Origin of the sequence: Hamadaea tsunoensis DSM 44101 (assembly GCF_000428945.1) — a bacterium.
GTDB lineage: Bacteria > Actinomycetota > Actinomycetes > Mycobacteriales > Micromonosporaceae > Hamadaea > Hamadaea tsunoensis.
Genome location: NZ_AUAX01000024.1, coordinates 114,055 through 131,156 on the forward strand (window position 1 = coordinate 114,055; position 17,102 = coordinate 131,156).

18 protein-coding genes are annotated in these 17,102 nt (G+C 71.9%); 15 read left to right on the forward strand and 3 right to left on the reverse strand.

The annotated features are described in order from the left end of the window. Positions 1 to 52: 52 nt before the first annotated feature. A complete protein-coding gene (locus G401_RS56250) occupies positions 53 to 505 on the reverse strand; it encodes a hypothetical protein (protein ID WP_157546534.1) in 453 nt (150 codons plus the stop codon). 333 nt (positions 506 to 838) lie between these two features. On the opposite strand from G401_RS56250, the gene G401_RS49345 reads away from it, so the two are divergent. From G401_RS49345 to G401_RS0129740, 9 genes are read left to right on the forward strand one after another with little or no spacing between them, the layout of a single operon-like run. Next, positions 839 to 1,591: a CIS tube protein gene (locus G401_RS49345; RefSeq protein WP_064741884.1), complete on the forward strand. Its 753-nt coding sequence runs from the start codon at positions 839 to 841 to the stop codon at positions 1,589 to 1,591. Beyond that, positions 1,579 to 3,099, forward strand: coding sequence for a phage baseplate assembly protein V (locus G401_RS49350; protein ID WP_064741885.1), 1,521 nt, complete (start codon positions 1,579 to 1,581; stop codon positions 3,097 to 3,099). The genes G401_RS49345 and G401_RS49350 overlap by 13 nt, the downstream gene beginning before the upstream one ends. A 13-nt stretch (positions 3,100 to 3,112) precedes the next feature. Continuing rightward, entirely contained in the window at positions 3,113 to 3,451 is a 339-nt protein-coding gene (locus tag G401_RS0129710) for a hypothetical protein (protein WP_027345346.1), read from the forward strand. Then, positions 3,448 to 3,909 carry a GPW/gp25 family protein gene (locus G401_RS0129715; protein ID WP_027345347.1) on the forward strand — a complete coding sequence of 154 codons (462 nt, stop codon included), beginning with the start codon at positions 3,448 to 3,450 and terminating at the stop codon, positions 3,907 to 3,909. Before G401_RS0129710 ends, G401_RS0129715 begins: the two co-directional genes overlap by 4 nt. After that, a complete protein-coding gene (locus G401_RS0129720; RefSeq protein ID WP_027345348.1) occupies positions 3,906 to 6,539 on the forward strand; it encodes a putative baseplate assembly protein in 2,634 nt (877 codons plus the stop codon). The genes G401_RS0129715 and G401_RS0129720 overlap by 4 nt, the downstream gene beginning before the upstream one ends. Then, positions 6,520 to 7,092, forward strand: coding sequence for a phage tail protein (locus G401_RS0129725; RefSeq protein WP_027345349.1), 573 nt, complete (start codon positions 6,520 to 6,522; stop codon positions 7,090 to 7,092). Before G401_RS0129720 ends, G401_RS0129725 begins: the two co-directional genes overlap by 20 nt. Further along, entirely contained in the window at positions 7,089 to 8,018 is a 930-nt protein-coding gene (locus G401_RS0129730; protein ID WP_027345350.1) for a hypothetical protein, read from the forward strand. The genes G401_RS0129725 and G401_RS0129730 overlap by 4 nt, the downstream gene beginning before the upstream one ends. 11 nt (positions 8,019 to 8,029) lie before the next feature. Then, positions 8,030 to 8,491: a hypothetical protein gene (locus G401_RS0129735; protein WP_027345351.1), complete on the forward strand. Its 462-nt coding sequence runs from the start codon at positions 8,030 to 8,032 to the stop codon at positions 8,489 to 8,491. Between the two features lie 4 nt (positions 8,492 to 8,495). Next, a complete protein-coding gene (locus tag G401_RS0129740) occupies positions 8,496 to 9,254 on the forward strand; it encodes a membrane protein (RefSeq protein WP_027345352.1) in 759 nt (252 codons plus the stop codon). Positions 9,255 to 9,353: 99 nt separating this feature from the next. On the opposite strand, the gene G401_RS0129745 is transcribed toward G401_RS0129740, so the two are convergent. Continuing rightward, positions 9,354 to 9,725 (reverse strand): hypothetical protein, encoded by a 372-nt coding sequence (locus tag G401_RS0129745; protein ID WP_157546537.1) that lies wholly within the window; start codon positions 9,723 to 9,725, stop codon positions 9,354 to 9,356. 183 nt (positions 9,726 to 9,908) lie between these two features. On the opposite strand from G401_RS0129745, the gene G401_RS0129750 reads away from it, so the two are divergent. The 6 genes from G401_RS0129750 to G401_RS0129775 all read left to right on the forward strand — a co-directional run bounded on the left by G401_RS0129750 (position 9,909) and on the right by G401_RS0129775 (position 16,179). Further along, the gene (locus G401_RS0129750) at positions 9,909 to 10,763 is read left to right on the forward strand and encodes an NAD-dependent epimerase/dehydratase family protein (RefSeq protein ID WP_027345354.1); all 855 of its coding nucleotides are present in this window, start codon (positions 9,909 to 9,911) and stop codon (positions 10,761 to 10,763) included. 396 nt (positions 10,764 to 11,159) lie between these two features. Continuing rightward, on the forward strand, positions 11,160 to 11,645 hold the full coding sequence (gene paaI / locus G401_RS49355; RefSeq protein ID WP_084557757.1) for a hydroxyphenylacetyl-CoA thioesterase PaaI: 486 nt from the start codon (positions 11,160 to 11,162) through the stop codon (positions 11,643 to 11,645). A gap of 68 nt (positions 11,646 to 11,713) precedes the next feature. Continuing rightward, on the forward strand, positions 11,714 to 12,715 hold the full coding sequence (locus G401_RS0129760; RefSeq protein ID WP_084557759.1) for an ATP-grasp domain-containing protein: 1,002 nt from the start codon (positions 11,714 to 11,716) through the stop codon (positions 12,713 to 12,715). Continuing rightward, positions 12,708 to 14,012 (forward strand): AMP-binding protein, encoded by a 1,305-nt coding sequence (locus G401_RS0129765; RefSeq protein ID WP_084557761.1) that lies wholly within the window; start codon positions 12,708 to 12,710, stop codon positions 14,010 to 14,012. The genes G401_RS0129760 and G401_RS0129765 overlap by 8 nt, the downstream gene beginning before the upstream one ends. Beyond that, the gene (locus G401_RS0129770) at positions 14,009 to 15,325 is read left to right on the forward strand and encodes an MFS transporter (RefSeq protein ID WP_027345357.1); all 1,317 of its coding nucleotides are present in this window, start codon (positions 14,009 to 14,011) and stop codon (positions 15,323 to 15,325) included. The genes G401_RS0129765 and G401_RS0129770 overlap by 4 nt, the downstream gene beginning before the upstream one ends. Then, complete coding sequence (locus G401_RS0129775) at positions 15,322 to 16,179, forward strand: SDR family NAD(P)-dependent oxidoreductase (RefSeq protein ID WP_027345358.1); 858 nt, start codon at positions 15,322 to 15,324, stop codon at positions 16,177 to 16,179. Before G401_RS0129770 ends, G401_RS0129775 begins: the two co-directional genes overlap by 4 nt. A gap of 105 nt (positions 16,180 to 16,284) precedes the next feature. On the opposite strand, the gene G401_RS0129780 is transcribed toward G401_RS0129775, so the two are convergent. Beyond that, positions 16,285 to 17,082: a DUF3050 domain-containing protein gene (locus G401_RS0129780; protein ID WP_027345359.1), complete on the reverse strand. Its 798-nt coding sequence runs from the start codon at positions 17,080 to 17,082 to the stop codon at positions 16,285 to 16,287. Between the last annotated feature and the right edge of the window lie 20 nt (positions 17,083 to 17,102).

Sequence of the window (17,102 nt, forward strand, 5' to 3'; positions counted from 1 at the left end):
ACCCCGCCACGGAGGCGTACCGGCCGCCGGCGGCTCAAGTCGCGCCGAGCGCTCAGGAGAGCGGCGGCAGGCCGGCTCCGGCGACGCCGTCCCCTGTGGATGGTGGACCGGTGGGTGCTGGTCCTGTGGTGCCGGCACCGGCAGCGGCGCAGCCGAGGACGGTGCCGAGCGGGTTCCAGCCTGTCCGCCTCGCGCCCGAACCGGTGGTCACGACGGCGGCTGACGAGCACGCACGGACGCCGGGCCCGGCCGGGCCTTCGACAACACCGACGACCACACCAGCGACCACACCGACGAGTACACCGACGAGTGCCGCGCCCTTCGAAGCGCAGCCGGAGCCCGCGCGGCCCCGGCGCCCGATCGTGCACGCCCTCCTGGACAGACCGCAGACGTCCGAACCACGGCAGGCAGCCCCCAGGCAGGCCGCCGCGCGCATCCGCTTCGCCCCGGAGCAACCCCAGCCGTCGGCGAGCTCGCCGGGGCAGGAGCAGCGACGGGTGGGCACGGCCGGTCCGGAATGGGAGCCGCCGGCGGCGCGACCGTCACCGGAGCCGCAGCCGACACAGTGGCCGGTCGAGCGGACGAACCGCCCCGCCTCACCACCGGTAGCGGCGCAGCCGGTCGCATCACCGGACCGGTGGGCCCGGACCCGGTCCTCGGAACCCGAGCACCCCGGTACGCGTACACCCAAGAATGGTGACAAAAGTCCATGGCCGGACATTTCTGATGGAAAGACTACGACGGAGCTGTGGCCTGAGTTGCCGGATGAGACGGCGCTGTGGACGGCCGCGCCGCGAGACACCACCCGAGAGTCATTCCTGAATGGGGAGCAAGGGGCATGGAACGCGTCGCATTCTTGATCGAGGAGACGGGCGAGCGCGTGGACTGTCTGCTGAACCCGGAGACGGTCCAGGTGACCCGTGTCGCCGGGGTACGCGCACGGGCCTCGACCGGCGCCGGCCTGGCCGACGATCCGCTGGTGTTCACCGGCGGCGGGCGGACGGAGCTGGTCCTGGACCTGCTGTTCGACCTGGACTTCGTGGAGCAACAGGTACGCCCGACGGACGTCCGCGCCCTGACCCGTCCCTTGTGGATGCTCTCGGAGAACTCCGCGGTCGAGAACGGCTGGGTACGCCCGCCCAAGTTCAGCCTGTTCTGGGGCAAGGCGTGGCAGGTCTCGGGGATCATCGTGGCGATGGCCGAGCGGTTCGACGCCTTCACGCTGGACGGTACGCCGCGGCGGTCCTGGCTGCGGTTGAAGATGGTCCGGGTGGCGGAGGACGCGGCCGCGGCCCAGAAGGGTTTCGAGGAGGAGCTGGCCGAGGCCGGTACGCCGGCCGCCGCACCCGGCAGCGCGGTGATCGCCACCGGTGACGGTGCGGCCGAGACGGGCTATTCCGGGGTGCGGTTCGACCTGCTGGCGCACGACGCGCTCGGTTCGCCGCTGCGGTGGCGGCTGCTCGCCGAGCACAACCGGATCGCCAACCCGTTCGAGATCCCGCCGGGTACGCCCCTCGCCGTGCCGTCCGACATCTCCGGGGGCACCGCCGGGAGCGCGGCGGAGGAGGACGGGCTGCCATGGGGACTCTGACGCCGCGGGCGGTGACCGTCCGGGTAGGGTCGTCGCCGCTGGCCGACGCGCAGCTGCGCCGCCTGGTCTCGGTACGCGTGGCGACCCGCCTGGACCAGCCCGCGCAGTGCGAGATCACGCTGGCCGCCGACGCGGGACCGGCCGCCGACCCGGGGCTGTTCCCGCTGGGCGCCGCGCTGGTGATCGGGCTGAGCGGGGTCGGCGACGACCTGTTCACCGGCGAGGTGACCGCGTGCGAGATCGAGTACGCGGGCGACGGCTCGGTCCTGTTGCGGGCCCGGGGCTACGACCCGCTGCACCGGCTGCGCAAGCGCCAGGAGCTGCGGGTGTTCGAGTCGGTGACCACGGCGGACCTGGCCGGGCAGCTCGTGGACGGCACCGGGCTGAGCGTCGACGCCGACGAGGAGGGGCCGCGCATCGAGCGGCTGCTCCAGCACCGGCACACGGACTTCGACCTGCTGGCCGAGGTGGCCGGGCGGGCCGGGCTGCACTTCGCGGCCGACGGGGACACGCTGCGGCTGTTCAGTCTGGACGGTTACGGATCGCCGGTCGGGCTCGAACTCGGCGCCTCGGTGCTGAGCCTGCGCGTGGCGGCCAACCTCGACCAGGCCATCGGGTCCAGCGCGGCGCTCGGCTGGAACACCCGCACGGCCGAGGTGATCACGCAGACGGCGGAGTCGCCGCGGACCGGCCGCTCGATCGACCTGCGGCCGGACGCGGACGACGTCGGCGGCGGCGGTACGCGTACCGCGGTGGACCAGCCGGGGCGCAGCGACGACGAGCTGGCGGCGCTGGCCCAGGCCCGGCTCGACGCCCGGGCGGCCGCCTGGGTGACGGTCAGCGGGATCGCCGAGGGGGACGTGGAGCTGCGGGCGGGCCGGCGGATCTCGGTCAGCGGCACGGCCGACTCGGTCGCCGGGGTGTACGTGCTGACCGAGGCGGTGCACACGATCGACGCCGCCGGGCACCTGACCCGGTTCTCGACCGAGCCGCCGCCCGCACCCCCGGCGCCCCCGGCCGCCGCCCTGATCACGCTCGGCACGGTCACCGACATCGACGACCCCGACCAGCTCGGCCGGGTACGCGTCGACCTGCCCGCGTACGGGGGGCTGGACGCGGGATGGCTCGGCGTCGTGTTCCCCGGATCGGGGCACGGCAAGGGAATCATCGCCCTGCCCGACCCCGACGACACGGTCCTCGTCGCCCTGCCCGGTGGCGAGCCGGCCGCCGGGATCGTCCTCGGCGCCCTGTTCGGCGCGATCGAGCCCTACGACGCCGGGATCGACGGCGGCAAGGCGAAGCGCTGGACGCTGCGGACGGCCAACGGGCAGGCGATCGTCCTCGACGACGGGGGCCGGCGGCTGCGGCTGGAGAACGAGGCCGGCAGCTTCTTCGAGATCACGCCGGACCTGGCCACCCTGCACGCCGCGACGGACCTCGTCGTCGAGGCGCCGGGCAAGGCCATGACGATCCGCGCGAACACCGTCGACTTCCAGCACGCGAGCTAAGGAGGGGACCCGGATGGAATGGATCCACCGCGACTCCGTGATCAAGTGCGATCACGACGGGCGCGTGGTCAACCAGCCGTCCCAGCAGTGGGTGACGATCTCCGGCGTACCGGTGCTGGTCGACAGCGACCCCGAGGGGCGCAGCATCGCCGCATGCCCGAACTACGGCCCGACCATCAAGCCGTGCGCCAAGACGCTCAAGGTGGCGGTCGGCTACAGCGGGCCGTTCACGATCGGCGGCAAGGGCGTGGTCCTGTCCAACCTGGACGGTTTCACCGACGGCACCCCGCCCGGACTCGTGCACTACAAGGTGCGCGACCCCGAGCAGATCTTCGTACGGGCGGACTCATGAAAGCGTTCCGATTCGTCAACGCCGGCTTCGACGGGGCCGGCCAGGGAGCCGGGCTCGGGCTGACCTCGACCGGCGGGCTGGCCATGACCGACGGCGACGAGACCGTCCGGCAGGCGCTGTTCCTGCTGCTGTCGACCACGCCGGGCGAGCGCGTGATGCGGCCCGGCTACGGTTCCCGGCTGCACCGGCTGGTCTTCGCGCCCAACGACGACACCACGGCCGGCCTCGCCATCCACTACGTGCGCCAGGCGATCGTCCGGTGGGAGCCGCGGGTCGACATCGTCGACGTCGACGCGCACCCCGACCCGGACGCGCCGTGGCGGCTGCTGATCCGGCTCGACTACCGCATCCGCGCCAGCCTCACGCAGGCGACCATGCGCTTCTCGGTGGACCTGGACCCGTACGCAGACGCAGACCCCAAAGAAGCAGACCGCCCCGATGAGGGAGAGCCCCGATGACGCTGCCCGTCCCGAACCTCGACGACCGCAACTTCCTCGACCTCGTGACCGAGGCGCGGGAACGGGCCCGGCAGTCCTGTCCCTCGTGGACGGACATGTCGGTGCACGATCCCGGCGTGGCGCTGCTGGAGGCGTACGCGTACCTCACCGACGTCATGCTCTACCGGCTGAACAAGCTGCCGGCCAAGGCGTACGTGTCGTTCCTGAACCTGCTCGGCGTGAGCCGGCACGCGCCCTCGGCGGCCTGGGCGGACGTCGTGTTCACCCGGTCCGGCGCCGAGACGGGGACGATCCGCATCCCGGCCGGTACGCGGGTGGCCGCGGCCCGGGGCGCCGATCCGCAGCCGGTGGTGTTCGTCGCGACCGACCCCGCCGAACTGCCGGCCGGCCAGGACCAGGTGACGGTACGCGTACACCACGCGGAGGTGGTCGACGCGGAACTGCTCGGCCTCGGCACCGGCCAGCCCGGCCAGGTGCTGACGGCCGCGAAGGCGCCGCTGACGCATACCGCGGAGGCGCTCGACCTGCTGCTCGGGGTCGAGGTGCCGCCCGGCTCGGTGGAGCTGGGCGCGGCCGCGCGCGAGCACGACGGCCGCACGTTCGAGATCTGGCGGCCGGTGCCGAGCTTCGCCGGGGTCGGCGCGCAGGCCAAGGTGTACATGGTGGACAGATCCAGCGGCACGGTCACCTTCGCGCCCGCGCTGGACCTGCGGCCCACCGGCCCGGCGCCGGCCCGGGGCGTGGCGAGCGTCGCCAGCCCGGCCGCGTCCGACGGCGGCGGCCTGGTCACCCTGGCCGCCGTCCCGCCCGCCGGCCGGCAGGTCCGGCTCTGGTACCGCTCCGGCGGCGGCCCCACCGGCAACGTCGCGGCCGGCACCCTGACCACGCTGCGCGACGCCGTCGCCGGTGTGAAGGTCACCAACACCGAACCGGCCCGCGGCGGCCGGGCGATGGAGGGCCTGGAGTCGGCGCTGGTCCGCGGCCCGTACGAGTTCTTCGCGCAGCAGCGCGCCATCACCGCCCGCGACTTCGAGATCCTCGCCGCGGGCTCGGGCGCCGTCGCCCGGGCGCGCGCGTTCACCCGGGCGGCCGTCTACACCTTCGCCCGGCCCGGCGAGGTCGAGGTCGTGCTGGTCCCGGCGGTCCCCGACGAGATGCGCCCGGGCGGGCGGCTCCCGGTCGCCCTGCTGCGCCAGCACGAGGTCGAGGACGCGCGGCGGCGTACGGAGTCCGACCTCGACGAGCGGCGGTCGCTCGGCACGAGCGTGCGGGCCACCTGGGCGCGGTACAAGGCGGTCTCGATCGAGGCGACCGTCGTGGTCCGGCGCGAGGAGGACGCCGAGGCGGTCGCGCGCCGCATCAACGACCGGCTCTACCAGACGCTGAGCCCGCTGCCGACCGCGATCAACCCGGCCGGCTGGGCGTTCGGCGAGCCGCTGCGCGCCTCGAACGTCTACCGCCTGCTCGAACAGGCCGAGCCGGGCGTGCGCTACGTCGACGACGTCCGCTTCGTCGTGGACGAGGCCCCCGACGCCGGCGTCACCGCGCTCGCCGCCGATCAGTACCAGACCAAGACGTGGTACGCGGGCGCGAACGACGTCCTGTTCCGCTCGACGAACGCCGGGGCGGGCTGGGAGCCGGTCGGCCGCTTCACCGGCGAGAAGGTGGTACGCGTGGTCCCGGCGCCGGCTCCCGTCCGGCCCGGCATCACCGCCCGGCCGGGTTCGGTGGCGGTCGTGACGCAGACCGACAACGGCTCCCGGGTCTACCTGTCGACCGATCTCGGCGAGACGTGGGCCCCGCTGACCGGGCTGGACACGCGGATCCAGGACGTGGCGTGGCTCGACCGGGACGGCACGGGCATCCTGATCATGGCCGCCGACAACGGCCTCTACGAGGTGTCGCTGCTGTCCGGCGCCGTCCCGCTGCAGATCCTCGTCGACCAGTCGGACGCCGACCGCGGGTTCTACAGCGTACGGACGTTCGTGTCGGAGCGGGGTGTGCCGGGAGTGGCCGCCGCCGCCCAGACGCAGTACGGCGTGTACCTGTCGACGAACGGGGGCCGCCGCGGCACCTTCGCCAACATCGGACTGGCCAACGTGGACAACCGGACCCTGGCCGTCCAGTACGACGGGCCGGCCACGTGGCTGTGGTCCGGCGCGGGCGAGGCCGACTCCGCGAAGCCCGGCAAGGGCATCATGCGTACGCGCCTGTTCGAGAGCGACATCAAGTGGACCGCCCTGAACAGCGGCTGGACCGGCGGCACCTGCCGGGCCGTCGCGTTCTCCGGCAACACGGCCGTCGCGGCGACGCAGAGCGGCGGCGTCCTGCGGCTCGACGCGGGGGCCACCTCGCCCGCGTGGACGGCCGCCTCGGTCAACTGCGGCCTGCCGCTGCGCGACCGGACCCGGTTCGTGCCGGTGGACGCGATCGCCGCCGGGGCCGGCGGCGACACGCTCATCCTCGCGGGCGGGACCCGGGGCGTCTTCCGCAGCATCACCGCCGTCGACTGGACGGCCAGCGCCAACCAGGCCACCGCCGACGTGGTGACCGTCCCCGACACGTGGCTGCTCTGCTCCGGCGAGCACAAGATCAAGGTGGTGCAGCAGGATGCGGCGAGCGGCAATTGAGCGGTTGCTGCCGGCGGCGTACCAGCGCGCGGCCACGCCCGGCAGCGTCCTCGGCGCGCTGATCGACGCGATGGAGGCGCTCCAGGAACCCGACGAGCGCATCCTGGCGAACATCGACGACCTGTTCTCGGCGTACCGGGCGCCGGACGGGTTCGTCGCGTACCTCACGCAGTGGGTGGCCCTCGACTACATGGTCAACACCGGCGTGAACTCCTCGGAAACCCGCCTGCCGCTGCCGATCGGGCGGGTCCGGGACCTGGTCGCCGAGGGCGCCCGGCTCGCGCAGTGGCGCGGTACGCCCACCGGCATGCGCCGCGCCCTGGCCCTCGCGACCGGCCTGTCCGGCTACGTCGTCGACGAGCCCGCCGACCGGCCGTTCCACCTCGTCGTCCGGGTCCCGCCGGGTGGCGCGGACCGGCTGGCGCTGATCACCCGGGTGGTCGAGGCGGAGAAGCCGGCCGCCACCACGTTCGAGGTCACGGTCGACCCGAGCCTTCCCGACAATCCCCCCGCACCCCCTCCTTCCACCCCAGATTCCGAGGAGCACGCATGACGACCGAATGGTCCGTCGTGGCCGCCGCCGAGCACTTCGCGCTCGACGCCCGCAACACCGGCGAACTCTCCTTCACCGTGTCCAACCCCGGCCCCGCCGACGACACGGTGGTCTTCGACGTCGTACCCGGCGACGGCACCGCGCGCAGCTGGTTCGACGTGCCCGAACCCCAGCGCCGGGTACGCGCGGGCGCCGCCGTCTCCTATCTCGTCAAGCTGAACGTGCCGGGCGGTACCGCGCCCCGGCGCTACGACATGACCGGGCTCGCGTACTCGGCGGACACCGCGCCCGAGGAAAGCTCGCGGTCGTCCGGCCGGGTCACCTACGACGTCCGCGCGCAGGAGAAGAAGCCGAGCCGCTGGCCCTGGATCGCGGCGGCGGTCGCGCTCGTGCTGATCGTGGGGGGCGTGACGACGTTCCTGCTCACCCGGCCGAAGGCGACCCCGCCGCCCCCGCCGCCCGCCCCCGCCGACCTGGTGGTGGAGATGGAGACGCTCGCCGCGACGGCCACCGTGAACAGCCCCGCCAAGACGGACGCGAAGATCCAGACGCAGAACGCGGCCGACCTGACGGGCATCACCCTCACCTGGTCCGGCGGCTCGCAGGCGTTCTTCACCGGCAAAGCGATCGGCGACCAGGTGAGCTTCCCGGTCGCGGTGCCGGCCGACGGCGACTACGCGTTCAGCCAGATCCGCACGACCGCGCCCGACTACGCCAACACGGTGTGGCAGGTGGACGGCCGCGCGATCGGCGGCAACTTCGCCGGCTTCTCCGCGAAGGTGCTCGTGACGCCCTGGCAGACGGTGGGCACCGTGCACCTGACGAAGGGTACGCACGCCTTCACCATCACGGTCACCGGCAAGCTGCAGTCGACGACCAGCTACTTCGCGGGCGTCGACGCGATCCGCCTCCAGCAGATCTCCTGAGCGGGCCGAAGATGAGTGGTAAGCAGAAGGCCGCGCTGATCGTCCTGGCCGTGCTGCTCGTCGCCGTGTTCTTCGTGGCCGTGGCGGGACGCGACGACTCGAACGGCAACGCGGGCCAGCACAACGGTTTCGTCGACTGGCTCAGCAAGTTCGGCGCCGGGGCGGGGGCGGTCGACCCGGCCAAGGTCACCGCCGACTGCCCCAAGTCCGGCCCCGCGTACGCGGTCACGGGCACCTGCACGCTGCACGTCGCCGACCCCGGCTCGATGAAGATGGTCATCCTGCGCAGCGACGCGCAGTTCCACGTCAGCGCGCCGGGGCCGGGCGACTCGTCGTTCACGATGAGCGACGACGTGCAGCCGTCCCCGCCCGCGGGGGCCGTGGCGAAGGTGGCCGTCGACAAGGCCACCGAGATCCAGTTGACCTGCCCGGGGCTGAACACCACCTGCCTCGTCACCGTGGCGAAGGAGTGACGTCGTGGGCCTGCGTAAACCCTTCCTGCTGCTGGCGATGCTGGCGATCATCCTGGTCGTCCTCGTCGAGCTCGGCTCCGGCCTGATCCTCGGCGGGGCCGACGCCTCCGGCGCCCTCGGCGGCGGCGCCCACGATCTCGGCGTCGACCTCGGCGACGTGTCCAACGTGTCGGAGCCGCCCGGGCGCGGGATCGCGTACCTGGCGCTGATCGACGTGATCGCCCTGTACACGACCGGGCTGTTCACGCTCAGCCTGATCGTGCCGGACCGTGTACAAGGGCGGGTCCAGGGCGTGGCGACGCTGATCGGGTCGATCATCCTGATCATCGTCTCGTTCGTCCTGGCGATCATCGCCTTCGTCGAACTGATGATCATGGTGTCGCTGTTCCTGGCGCCGCCCTTCGGGACCATCGTCTACCTCGCGATCTGGGGATTCTTCCCGGTCGGCAAGGCGTCGGTGATCATCGGGCTGCTGTTCTTCCTCAAGCTCTGCTGGGCGGTGCTGCTGCTCGTCGCGCAGCCGCGGTTCCTGCAGAACAAGGGGCTCGTGGCGCTGGTCGTCACGACGCTGGTCTGCAACATCGTGCTGGAGTTCCTGCACGACCTGCTGCCGGTGATCCTGGTCAGCATCCTCGACGACATCGGCGCGATCGTCTTCGCCGTCGTCGCGATCGTCTGGGGCATCGTGCTGCTGGTCGGCTCGATCCCGTCGATCGTCAAGGCGGTCCGGGTCTCCGGCGCGCTGGTCAAGTCGGCGAGCTGAGGCCCGCCGGCCGACCAGACGGAACGAGGGCCGCGCTCCGGACGGAGTGCGGCCCTCGCGGACTTTCCGAAGTCCAGCCGTTCAGCAAGTCCGGCCGTTTCAGAAAGCCTGGCCCTTGCCCGGGCCCGGCTTCGCGCTGACGAGGCTCGGCGACGCCTTCTTGTCGTTGTCGCGCCGCTCGCCGCCGCGCTGCTCGCTGTCGCGCTGCTCGCTGTCGCGCCGCTGCGCATCTTCCCGGCCGGCGCCGCGGATGTTGGCCGCCACCTTGTCCGCCACCGCCTGCGAGTCACGGATCTTGTCCGGCCCGGCCGCGCGGCCGATCGACCCCTCCGCCTCATCAATGATGTGCGAGAGCTCGGCGTCCACGGCCCGGTCCCGGCGGCGGCGCACGGCGTACGCGGTGATGGCCGCGGCCGAGCCGGCGGCGATGACACCGGCGGCGATGAGCGACTTCTTCTTGGCACTGGCCATGCGTACGGCCATCCCTTCACACGGGTCCTCCCCCGGGTCCCGCCGATCACCGTATCGGGCGGTCCTCACCGCGCGCAGCCGAAACACCAGATCTACCGGAACACTCCCACGATGGGCGGGGCGCGCTGCTCTGGGCGGAGGCACAGCGCTCCGGGCGCCGGCACGGTGCATAGGATCATCGGCATGACGAAGGTGGCGGTGACCGGCGGCAGCGGCAAACTCGGCCGGGCGGTCGTGGCGGATCTGCTCGACCACGGCTACGAGGTGATCAACCTGGACGCGGTGCCGCCCCGCGAACCGACGACCCCCTTCGTACGCCTCGACCTGACCGACTACGGCCAGACCTCGGAGGCGTTGAGCGCCGTGGACGACCGGCACGGCGGCGTGGACGCGGTCGTCCACCTGGCCGCGTTGCCGGCGCCGGGCGTGGCGACCAACGCGACCGTGTTCCACAACAACGTGCGGGCCAGCTACAACGTCTTCGCCGCCGCCCGGCAGGCGGGCATCGAGAACGTGGTCTGGGCGTCCAGCGAGACGCTGCTCGGCCTGCCGCTCGACATCCCGCCGGTGGCCGTGCCGATCGACGAGACGCAGGCGCCCCGGCCCGAGTCCTCGTACTCGCTGGGGAAGCTGGTCGACGAGACGATCGCCGCCGAGTTCTGCCGGTGGAACCCGCGGCTGAAGATGGTCGGCCTGCGCTTCTCCAACGTGATGGAGGTCGCCGACTACGCGCAGTTCCCGTCGTTCGAGGCGGACCCGTTGCGGCGCAAGTGGAATCTGTGGGGCTACATCGACGCCCGCGACGGCGCCCAGGCGGTCCGCAAGGCGCTGGAGTACACCACGCCCGGCCTGGAGATCTTCATCATCGCCAACGCCGACACCGTCATGAGCCGGCCGTCGGCGGAACTGGTCGCGGAGGTGTTCCCCGGCGTACCGGTCACGAAGGAACTGACCGGCACGCAGACCCTGCTCAGCATCGACAAGGCGCGCGCGTTGCTCGGCTACGAGCCCGAGCACGCCTGGCGGGACCACATCTAGCCTTGGCGAATCAAGATCTTTTTGTCCCGGGTTCGCCGATCTCACCTCCGCTCCTCGCGCGGGAGACCGTTGCGGCTCCTCCGCTTCGCTCCGGAGCAGTGCGTGCACCAGCCTTGATCATGTCACTCGTCTATGTCGAAATCCGGCCGCCGCAACATATCCGCGCTACACGATCAAGGCCAGGCCATCCACTTCGACATATCCACGCGACATGATCAAGGCCGGGGTCGCGCAGCATCATCGCCCGCGCCAGGCCCAGCCGGCCGTACGGGCGTTGCGGTCGGGGCATTTCCGCGGACTGCGATCTCGTAGGGGATCCGCAGGGCTTTTGTAGCGCCTCCTGGAACGCTCGCCTGGCGTCCGGCCCGGACCCGGGCGGGACCCCAGGAGGCGCCGATGACCGACACGCCGACCATCCGCTCCGCGGCCGAACCTCAGTTGGGCCGCCTGCGGGCCGAGGAGATCGCCGCGGCGCTCCTCGCCCGCGATCAGGCCAGCCGCGCGCTCGGCATCCAACTCGACCAGGTCTCGCCCGGGTACGCCCGCCTGCGCATGCGGGCCACCGAGGCGATGGTCAACGGGCACGGCGTCGTGCACGGCGGATACCTGTTCCTGCTGGCCGACGCCGCGTTCGCGTACGCGAGCAACACGCACGGGCCGATGGCCGTCGCCCACAGTGCCGAGATCACCTTTCTGCAGCCGGCCGCGGCCGGGCAGCTGCTCGTCGCCGACGCCCTCGAACGCTCCCGGCGCGGGCGGGTGGGCGTCTACGACGTCACCGTGAGCGCGGGCCCGGACGTCATCGCCGAGTTCCGCGGCCGCAGCGCGCTCGTCGCCGGGCGGCACAGCCTCTCGGCCTCCCCCAGCGAACCTCCTTTCTGAGCACCGAACCTCCCTCTGAGCGCTGAACGTCCTTTCCGAGCGACCGCCCCAGACGACAAGGATCCGATATGGACACAGACACGGGGACTCTCCGCAGAATGGTCTGGGTCTTCCCCGACCGCGAATCCAGCCGTGCCCTCCCCAAATGGCAGAAGGCCTTCTGGGCGGCGTACGAGGAGGAAGCCGGGCGGCTCGGGCTGACCTGGCAGCGGCACGCCCCCGACGACATCGCCGTGGACCACCTGCGGCGCGGCGAGCCGCCGAGGTTCTACGTGGCCGGCGAGCTCGTCACGCCCGCGGACACGCTGTTCGTCACCTCGCTCTACTCGCTGCCCTACCAGTCGCAGGACGTCTTCAACCAGTACGCGATGTACGCCGTCCTGGAGAACGCGGGGTTCTACCTGCCCGCCCCGCCGAGCCTGTCGTCGATCGTCAACGACAAGCTCGCGACGATCCTGTACCTCAAGGACTCGCCGATCCCGGCCGTGCCCACGCTGCGGATCGGCACCGGACGCGACCTCGGCGTACGCCTCTACGAACCGGTGCTCGCCGACCTCACCTTCCCGGCGATCGTGAAGCCCGTCGGGTGGTGCGCCGGCTGGGGCATCTGCATGGCCCGCGACCTCGAAGACCTGCACGGGCTGCTGAGCCTGGCCCAGGGCGGGGAGACGGCCATGGCGATCCAGCCGTACCTCGGCCCCGGCACGATCGACTTTCGGGTGTTCCTGGTCGACGGCGAGCCGCACACGGTCGCCCGGCGTACGCCGCCGGACGGGGCCTACGTGGCGAACTTCGGCCGGGGCGGCGGGATCGAGTACATCGACACGCCGCCGGAGCTGAAGGAGACGCTGGCCTACGTGGCGGAGCGCGTACCGATCCCGTTCCTGTGCGTCGACTTCCTCTTCGACGGCGAGGACTACTGGCTGTCCGAGATCGAGCCCGACGGGGCGATCGTCTGCCCCGACCCCACCGACCGCGTCTTCGTCGACCGGCAGCGCGCCATCATCCAGGCGCGGTTCGCGGCGTACGCGCGCGGCCACGCCCGACACCTGGAGACGAACCATGTCTGAAACACGGCTTGAAACACGGCTTGAAACACAACTTGAAACACAGCCTGGCTTCCTGCTCGGGACGGCCGAGCTCACCGACGCGAACGTCGAGCGCATCGCCCACCTGCTCGACCGGTTGCGCGCCGATCCCGGCCTCGCCGGCCGGTACGCGGGCACCGGTCCGGTGACGAGCCTGTCGGAGCTGGCCGGCGTACCCGTGATGCGCAAGGACGACCTGCAGGCGGCGCTGGCCGCCCACCCGCCGAAAGCAGCGGCGGCGGCCACCTGGATCTTCCAAAGTGGAGGGAGCACCGGCTCGCCGCAGGTCGGGTACGCGCCGACCGGCCTCTACATGCGAGAGGTCTACGAGAACTGGCCGGCCCTCGGCCCGGACGACGTGTTCGTCAACGGCTGGAGCGCGGGCAAGATGTGGGGCGCGCACTTCCTCGTCAACGCGTACGCCGATCATGCCGGCTGCACGGCGATGAACGTCGGGGCGATGACGAAGGACGAGTACTCGGCCTGGCTGGAGTTCTTCGCGAAGCGGCGAGTGACGGCCTTCGGCGGTACGCCGAGCGTGCTGCGCCTGGTCTTCGGCCACGCGCGGGAGGCGGGCATCAAGCTGCCGGACCTGCGGGCGGTGCTGTTCCTGGGCGAGGCGTGGGATCCGCGGATCGACGACGACCTGGCCGTGGTGGCGCCGGGCGCGCGGCGCTGGGGGATGTTCGGCAGCACCGAGACATGGGTCGTCGCGACGAACACGCCGGAGTGCGCCTACGACACCTGGCACCCGCTGCCCTCGCAGCTCGTCCACGTCGGATCTGCGGGACAGGACGGGTCAGTCGAGGAGGAGCAGTTCCTCGACTTCACCACGCTGAACCCGGAAGGACTGAACCCGATCCTGCGCTACCAGACCGGTGACGCGGGCGAGATCACGGCCTGCCCGTGCGGCGACCCGCGGCCGGCCCTGAAGATCCTCGGGCGGCGGGACGGGCTCATCAAGTTCCGCGGGCACCTGGTGAACGTCGCCGACACGCTGGCGGAGGTCGGCGGCGTGCCGGGCGTCGCGAAGGCGCAGCTGGTCGTGCACGAGTACGCCGACGGCAACGCGGTCCTCGAAGTCCTGGCCCTGCCGAGCGGGGCGGCGACCGAGGGGCTGGCCGAACGCGTCCGCGACCGCATCGCCGGGGCCGGGTTCGGGCCGAGCATCGTGTTCCAGCGCAACCCGCACGCCCTGCGGGTGACCGTCGTGGACGCGCTGCTGGGCAACGAGCGGACGGGGAAGATCCCGAATCTCGTCACCCGGCGGGAGTCGTGACCGGCACGGCCGTCCGCAACGAGGTCCCGACCCCACGCGTACGCGCGCTGGGGCGGGACTTCCAGCTGTTGTGGACGGGGCAGACGGTCAGCTACCTCGGCGACCGCGTCACGCTCTTCGTGATCCCGACCGTGCTCGTGTTCCTGCTGCACGGCAGCGCCTTCGACGTCGGGCTCATCAGCACCGCGCAGTACCTGGCGATCCCGGTCCTCAGCCTGGCCGCCGGCGCGCTGGCCGACCGGTGGGATCTGCGTACGATGCTGATCGCGTGCGACCTGCTGCGGTTCGCGGCGATCGCGATCATCCCGGTCGCGTACTGGCAGGGGTTCCTGAGCGTGGGGCTGCTGTTCGGCTGCGTCGTGGTCGTCAGCGCCTGCACGGTCTTCTTCAACATCGGCTACATGCCGGCCGTCGCCTCCATCGTGGAGTCCGGCGAACTGGTGCGGGGCAACTCCCGGATGGAGGCCAGCCGCACCGTCTCCGAGCTCGGCGGGCCGGCCGTGGCGGGCGGGATCTACCAGGTGTTCGGGGTGGCGGCGCTGTTCATCGACGCGTTCAGCTACCTGTTCTCCGCGGCCCTCATCCGGTTCATGAAGCCGTTCGGTACGCGTACCGGGGGGCGGCAGATCCTGGCCCGCGCGATGACCGGCGTCCGTCGCAACTGGACGGATCCGGTCCTGCGCCGCAGTACGGCGGGGACGCTGCTGGCCAACATCGGCGGCCCGATCTTCGTCACGCAGATGCCGGTGCTGGCGTACCAGGGGCTGGGGCTGTCGGCCGGGATGTTCGGCGCCGTCATGTCCCTGGCCGCCGTCGGGGCGGTGCTCGGGGCCCTGATCGCCCCGCGGGTCAGCGCCCGGGTGGGCTCCGGCCGGATGCTCGCGCTGTCCATGGTCTGCCACTCCGCGTCCGGCCTCGGGCTGCTGTTCGTCCCCCGCTTCCCGGCCCTCGCCGTGCTCCCGCTGACGCTGGCGGCCTACGGCTTCTTCTTCGCCTGGTACAACATCAACAGCGCCGCGGTCCGCCAGGCCCGCGTACCGGTCGGCGACCAGGCGGTCATCCACGGCGCGTACCGCACCGTGACCTGGGGCGTCATCCCGCTCAGCACGTTCACCGGCGGCTGGATCGTCACGCACCTCGCCACCAACCACGGCATCCTGTACGCCGCCAAGTACACCGTGCTCGGCGCGACCGTGATCGGCATCCTCTCGATCATCCCGCTGGCCGGAATGCAGCGCCTGCTCGCGACCGCCCCGCCGATGCGGCCGGAGCCGGTCGCCGAACCCCGCCCGGAGGTGGCGACAGCCTCATGAACGCGACCGTCCTCATCACCGGTGCCTCGTCCGGCATCGGCCTGGCCACCGCCGTCGCCGCGGCCCGCGCGGGCTTCACGACCGTCGGCACGGTACGCCGCCCGGACGGTGACCTCGCCCTGCGCGAGGCCGCCGAGAAGGCCGGCGTCTGGATCGACGTCGTCACGCTGGAGGTGACCGATCCCGAGTCGGTGCACGACTGCGTACGCTCGGTCGTCGCGATGCACGGCCGTCTCGACGCGCTGGTCAACAACGCCGGCGTGGCCGGGATCGCGCCCACCGCCGAACTGTGCGCCATGCAGTCGCTGCGGGCGAGCATGGAGGTGAACTTCTTCGGCGTGGTCGCGATGACCCGGGCGGCCATGCCCCACCTGCGGGCGGCGCGCGGCCGGCTCGTCACCGTCTCCAGCGTCCGGGGCGTCGTCGGCCAGCCCTTCAACGAGGCGTACTCGGCCGCCAAGTTCGCCGTCGAGGGCTTCATGGAAGGGCTCGCGCCGGTCGCCGCCGAGGTCGGCGTACGCGTCTCCGTCGTGGAACCGGCCGCCGTCCTGGACACGGACTTCATCGCCAACGCGCACGCCGACCCGACCGCGATGCTGGCCGCGGCCGGGCCGTACGAGGAGGCGTACCGCGCGTACCGGGGGTGGGTGCAGACGGGGGCCGTCGAGGGCGCCCAGGTGGCGGCGGACGTCGCGGACGTGGTGGTCGCGACGCTCACCGCCGACCAGCCCGCGTTCCGCGTCCAGACCAGCGAGTACGCGCGCCGCTACGTCAGCCGCAAGCTGGCCGACCCCGACGGCTCCGTCATCCAGGCGCTCACCCGCTCCTGGGTCCGCCCGGATCCGGCCCCGTAGGGCGGCGTCCGCACACGACTACATGCACACGACTACATGCACACGACTACATGCACACACGAGGAAGCCCCGGCCGGATCGGCCGGGGCTCTTCTCGTGCGGATCTCAGCCGCGGATCGCGGCGAGGATGCCGTCCCAGAGGCGTACGCGGGCGTCGAGCGCCCGGTTCACCGTCTGCGCGCACTGCTCCCACTTCTCCTCGTCGTCGCCGCACAGGTCGGCGAGCATCTGCATAGCCATCGGCGTGTGCTCCTCGCCGTCCACCTCGATGTGGCGGGCCAGGTAGTCGACGAAGGTGTCGAGCCGGCCGGCCTCCCCCGCGACGTCCGTGTTCACCTTCACGACCTGCTCGAACATGTCCGGGATGAGGTCCTCCCGGCCGAAGGCGAACGCCGCCGCCTGGCAGTGCACCGGCAGGGTCTCGATGAACTCCCACGTCGTCCGCACGAACGCCGCCGACACGGCCGGTACGCCCGCCTCGTCGAGGGCGGCCGAGACGCCGGTCCCCTTGCGCAGCGCCCCGATGAACGCCTCGATCGTGCTGGAGTCGGCCCCCGCCTGCCACATGCCGCTCACGTAGAGCTCGAAGTGGCTGATGAAGCCGCCCTGCAACTCGTCGCTCTCCTCGACGAGCGTGATGTCGTTGATGAGCCGCCGGCTGCCGGTCGGCCCCGTCGGCACCCAGGGCAGTTCGACGCAGGTCAGCTGGCGCTGCAAAGACTTCAGCAGCGACATGAAGTCCCACACCGCGTACACGTGGTGCTCCATGAACGTCGTGATGGCCTCGTGGCTGTCGAGGGCGCCGTAGAGAGCGTGGCCGACCACGCGGTCGCGCGCCGGGGTGATGCGCGCCTTGAGCTGCTCGATGCCGGGGTGGGTGGCATCCCAGTCGTAGCGGGACATGAGTGGGTCTCCTAACTAGA

What these genes read in the sequence shown, in the direction of transcription:
- G401_RS0129765 (WP_084557761.1), top strand. Translation starts at nt 12,708, where the DNA reads ATGTCTGAAACACGGCTTGAAACACGGCTTGAAACACAACTTGAAACA.
- G401_RS0129735 (WP_027345351.1), top strand. Translation starts at nt 8,030, where the DNA reads ATGAGTGGTAAGCAGAAGGCCGCGCTGATCGTCCTGGCCGTGCTGCTC.
- G401_RS49350 (WP_064741885.1), top strand. Translation starts at nt 1,579, where the DNA reads ATGGGGACTCTGACGCCGCGGGCGGTGACCGTCCGGGTAGGGTCGTCG.
- G401_RS0129750 (WP_027345354.1), top strand. Translation starts at nt 9,909, where the DNA reads ATGACGAAGGTGGCGGTGACCGGCGGCAGCGGCAAACTCGGCCGGGCG.
- G401_RS0129760 (WP_084557759.1), top strand. Translation starts at nt 11,714, where the DNA reads ATGGACACAGACACGGGGACTCTCCGCAGAATGGTCTGGGTCTTCCCC.
- paaI (WP_084557757.1), top strand. Translation starts at nt 11,160, where the DNA reads ATGACCGACACGCCGACCATCCGCTCCGCGGCCGAACCTCAGTTGGGC.
- G401_RS0129710 (WP_027345346.1), top strand. Translation starts at nt 3,113, where the DNA reads ATGGAATGGATCCACCGCGACTCCGTGATCAAGTGCGATCACGACGGG.
- G401_RS0129745 (WP_157546537.1), bottom strand. Translation starts at nt 9,725, where the DNA reads ATGGCCAGTGCCAAGAAGAAGTCGCTCATCGCCGCCGGTGTCATCGCC.
- G401_RS0129730 (WP_027345350.1), top strand. Translation starts at nt 7,089, where the DNA reads ATGACGACCGAATGGTCCGTCGTGGCCGCCGCCGAGCACTTCGCGCTC.
- G401_RS0129720 (WP_027345348.1), top strand. Translation starts at nt 3,906, where the DNA reads ATGACGCTGCCCGTCCCGAACCTCGACGACCGCAACTTCCTCGACCTC.
- G401_RS0129715 (WP_027345347.1), top strand. Translation starts at nt 3,448, where the DNA reads ATGAAAGCGTTCCGATTCGTCAACGCCGGCTTCGACGGGGCCGGCCAG.
- G401_RS49345 (WP_064741884.1), top strand. Translation starts at nt 839, where the DNA reads ATGGAACGCGTCGCATTCTTGATCGAGGAGACGGGCGAGCGCGTGGAC.
- G401_RS0129780 (WP_027345359.1), bottom strand. Translation starts at nt 17,082, where the DNA reads ATGTCCCGCTACGACTGGGATGCCACCCACCCCGGCATCGAGCAGCTC.
- G401_RS0129725 (WP_027345349.1), top strand. Translation starts at nt 6,520, where the DNA reads ATGCGGCGAGCGGCAATTGAGCGGTTGCTGCCGGCGGCGTACCAGCGC.
- G401_RS0129775 (WP_027345358.1), top strand. Translation starts at nt 15,322, where the DNA reads ATGAACGCGACCGTCCTCATCACCGGTGCCTCGTCCGGCATCGGCCTG.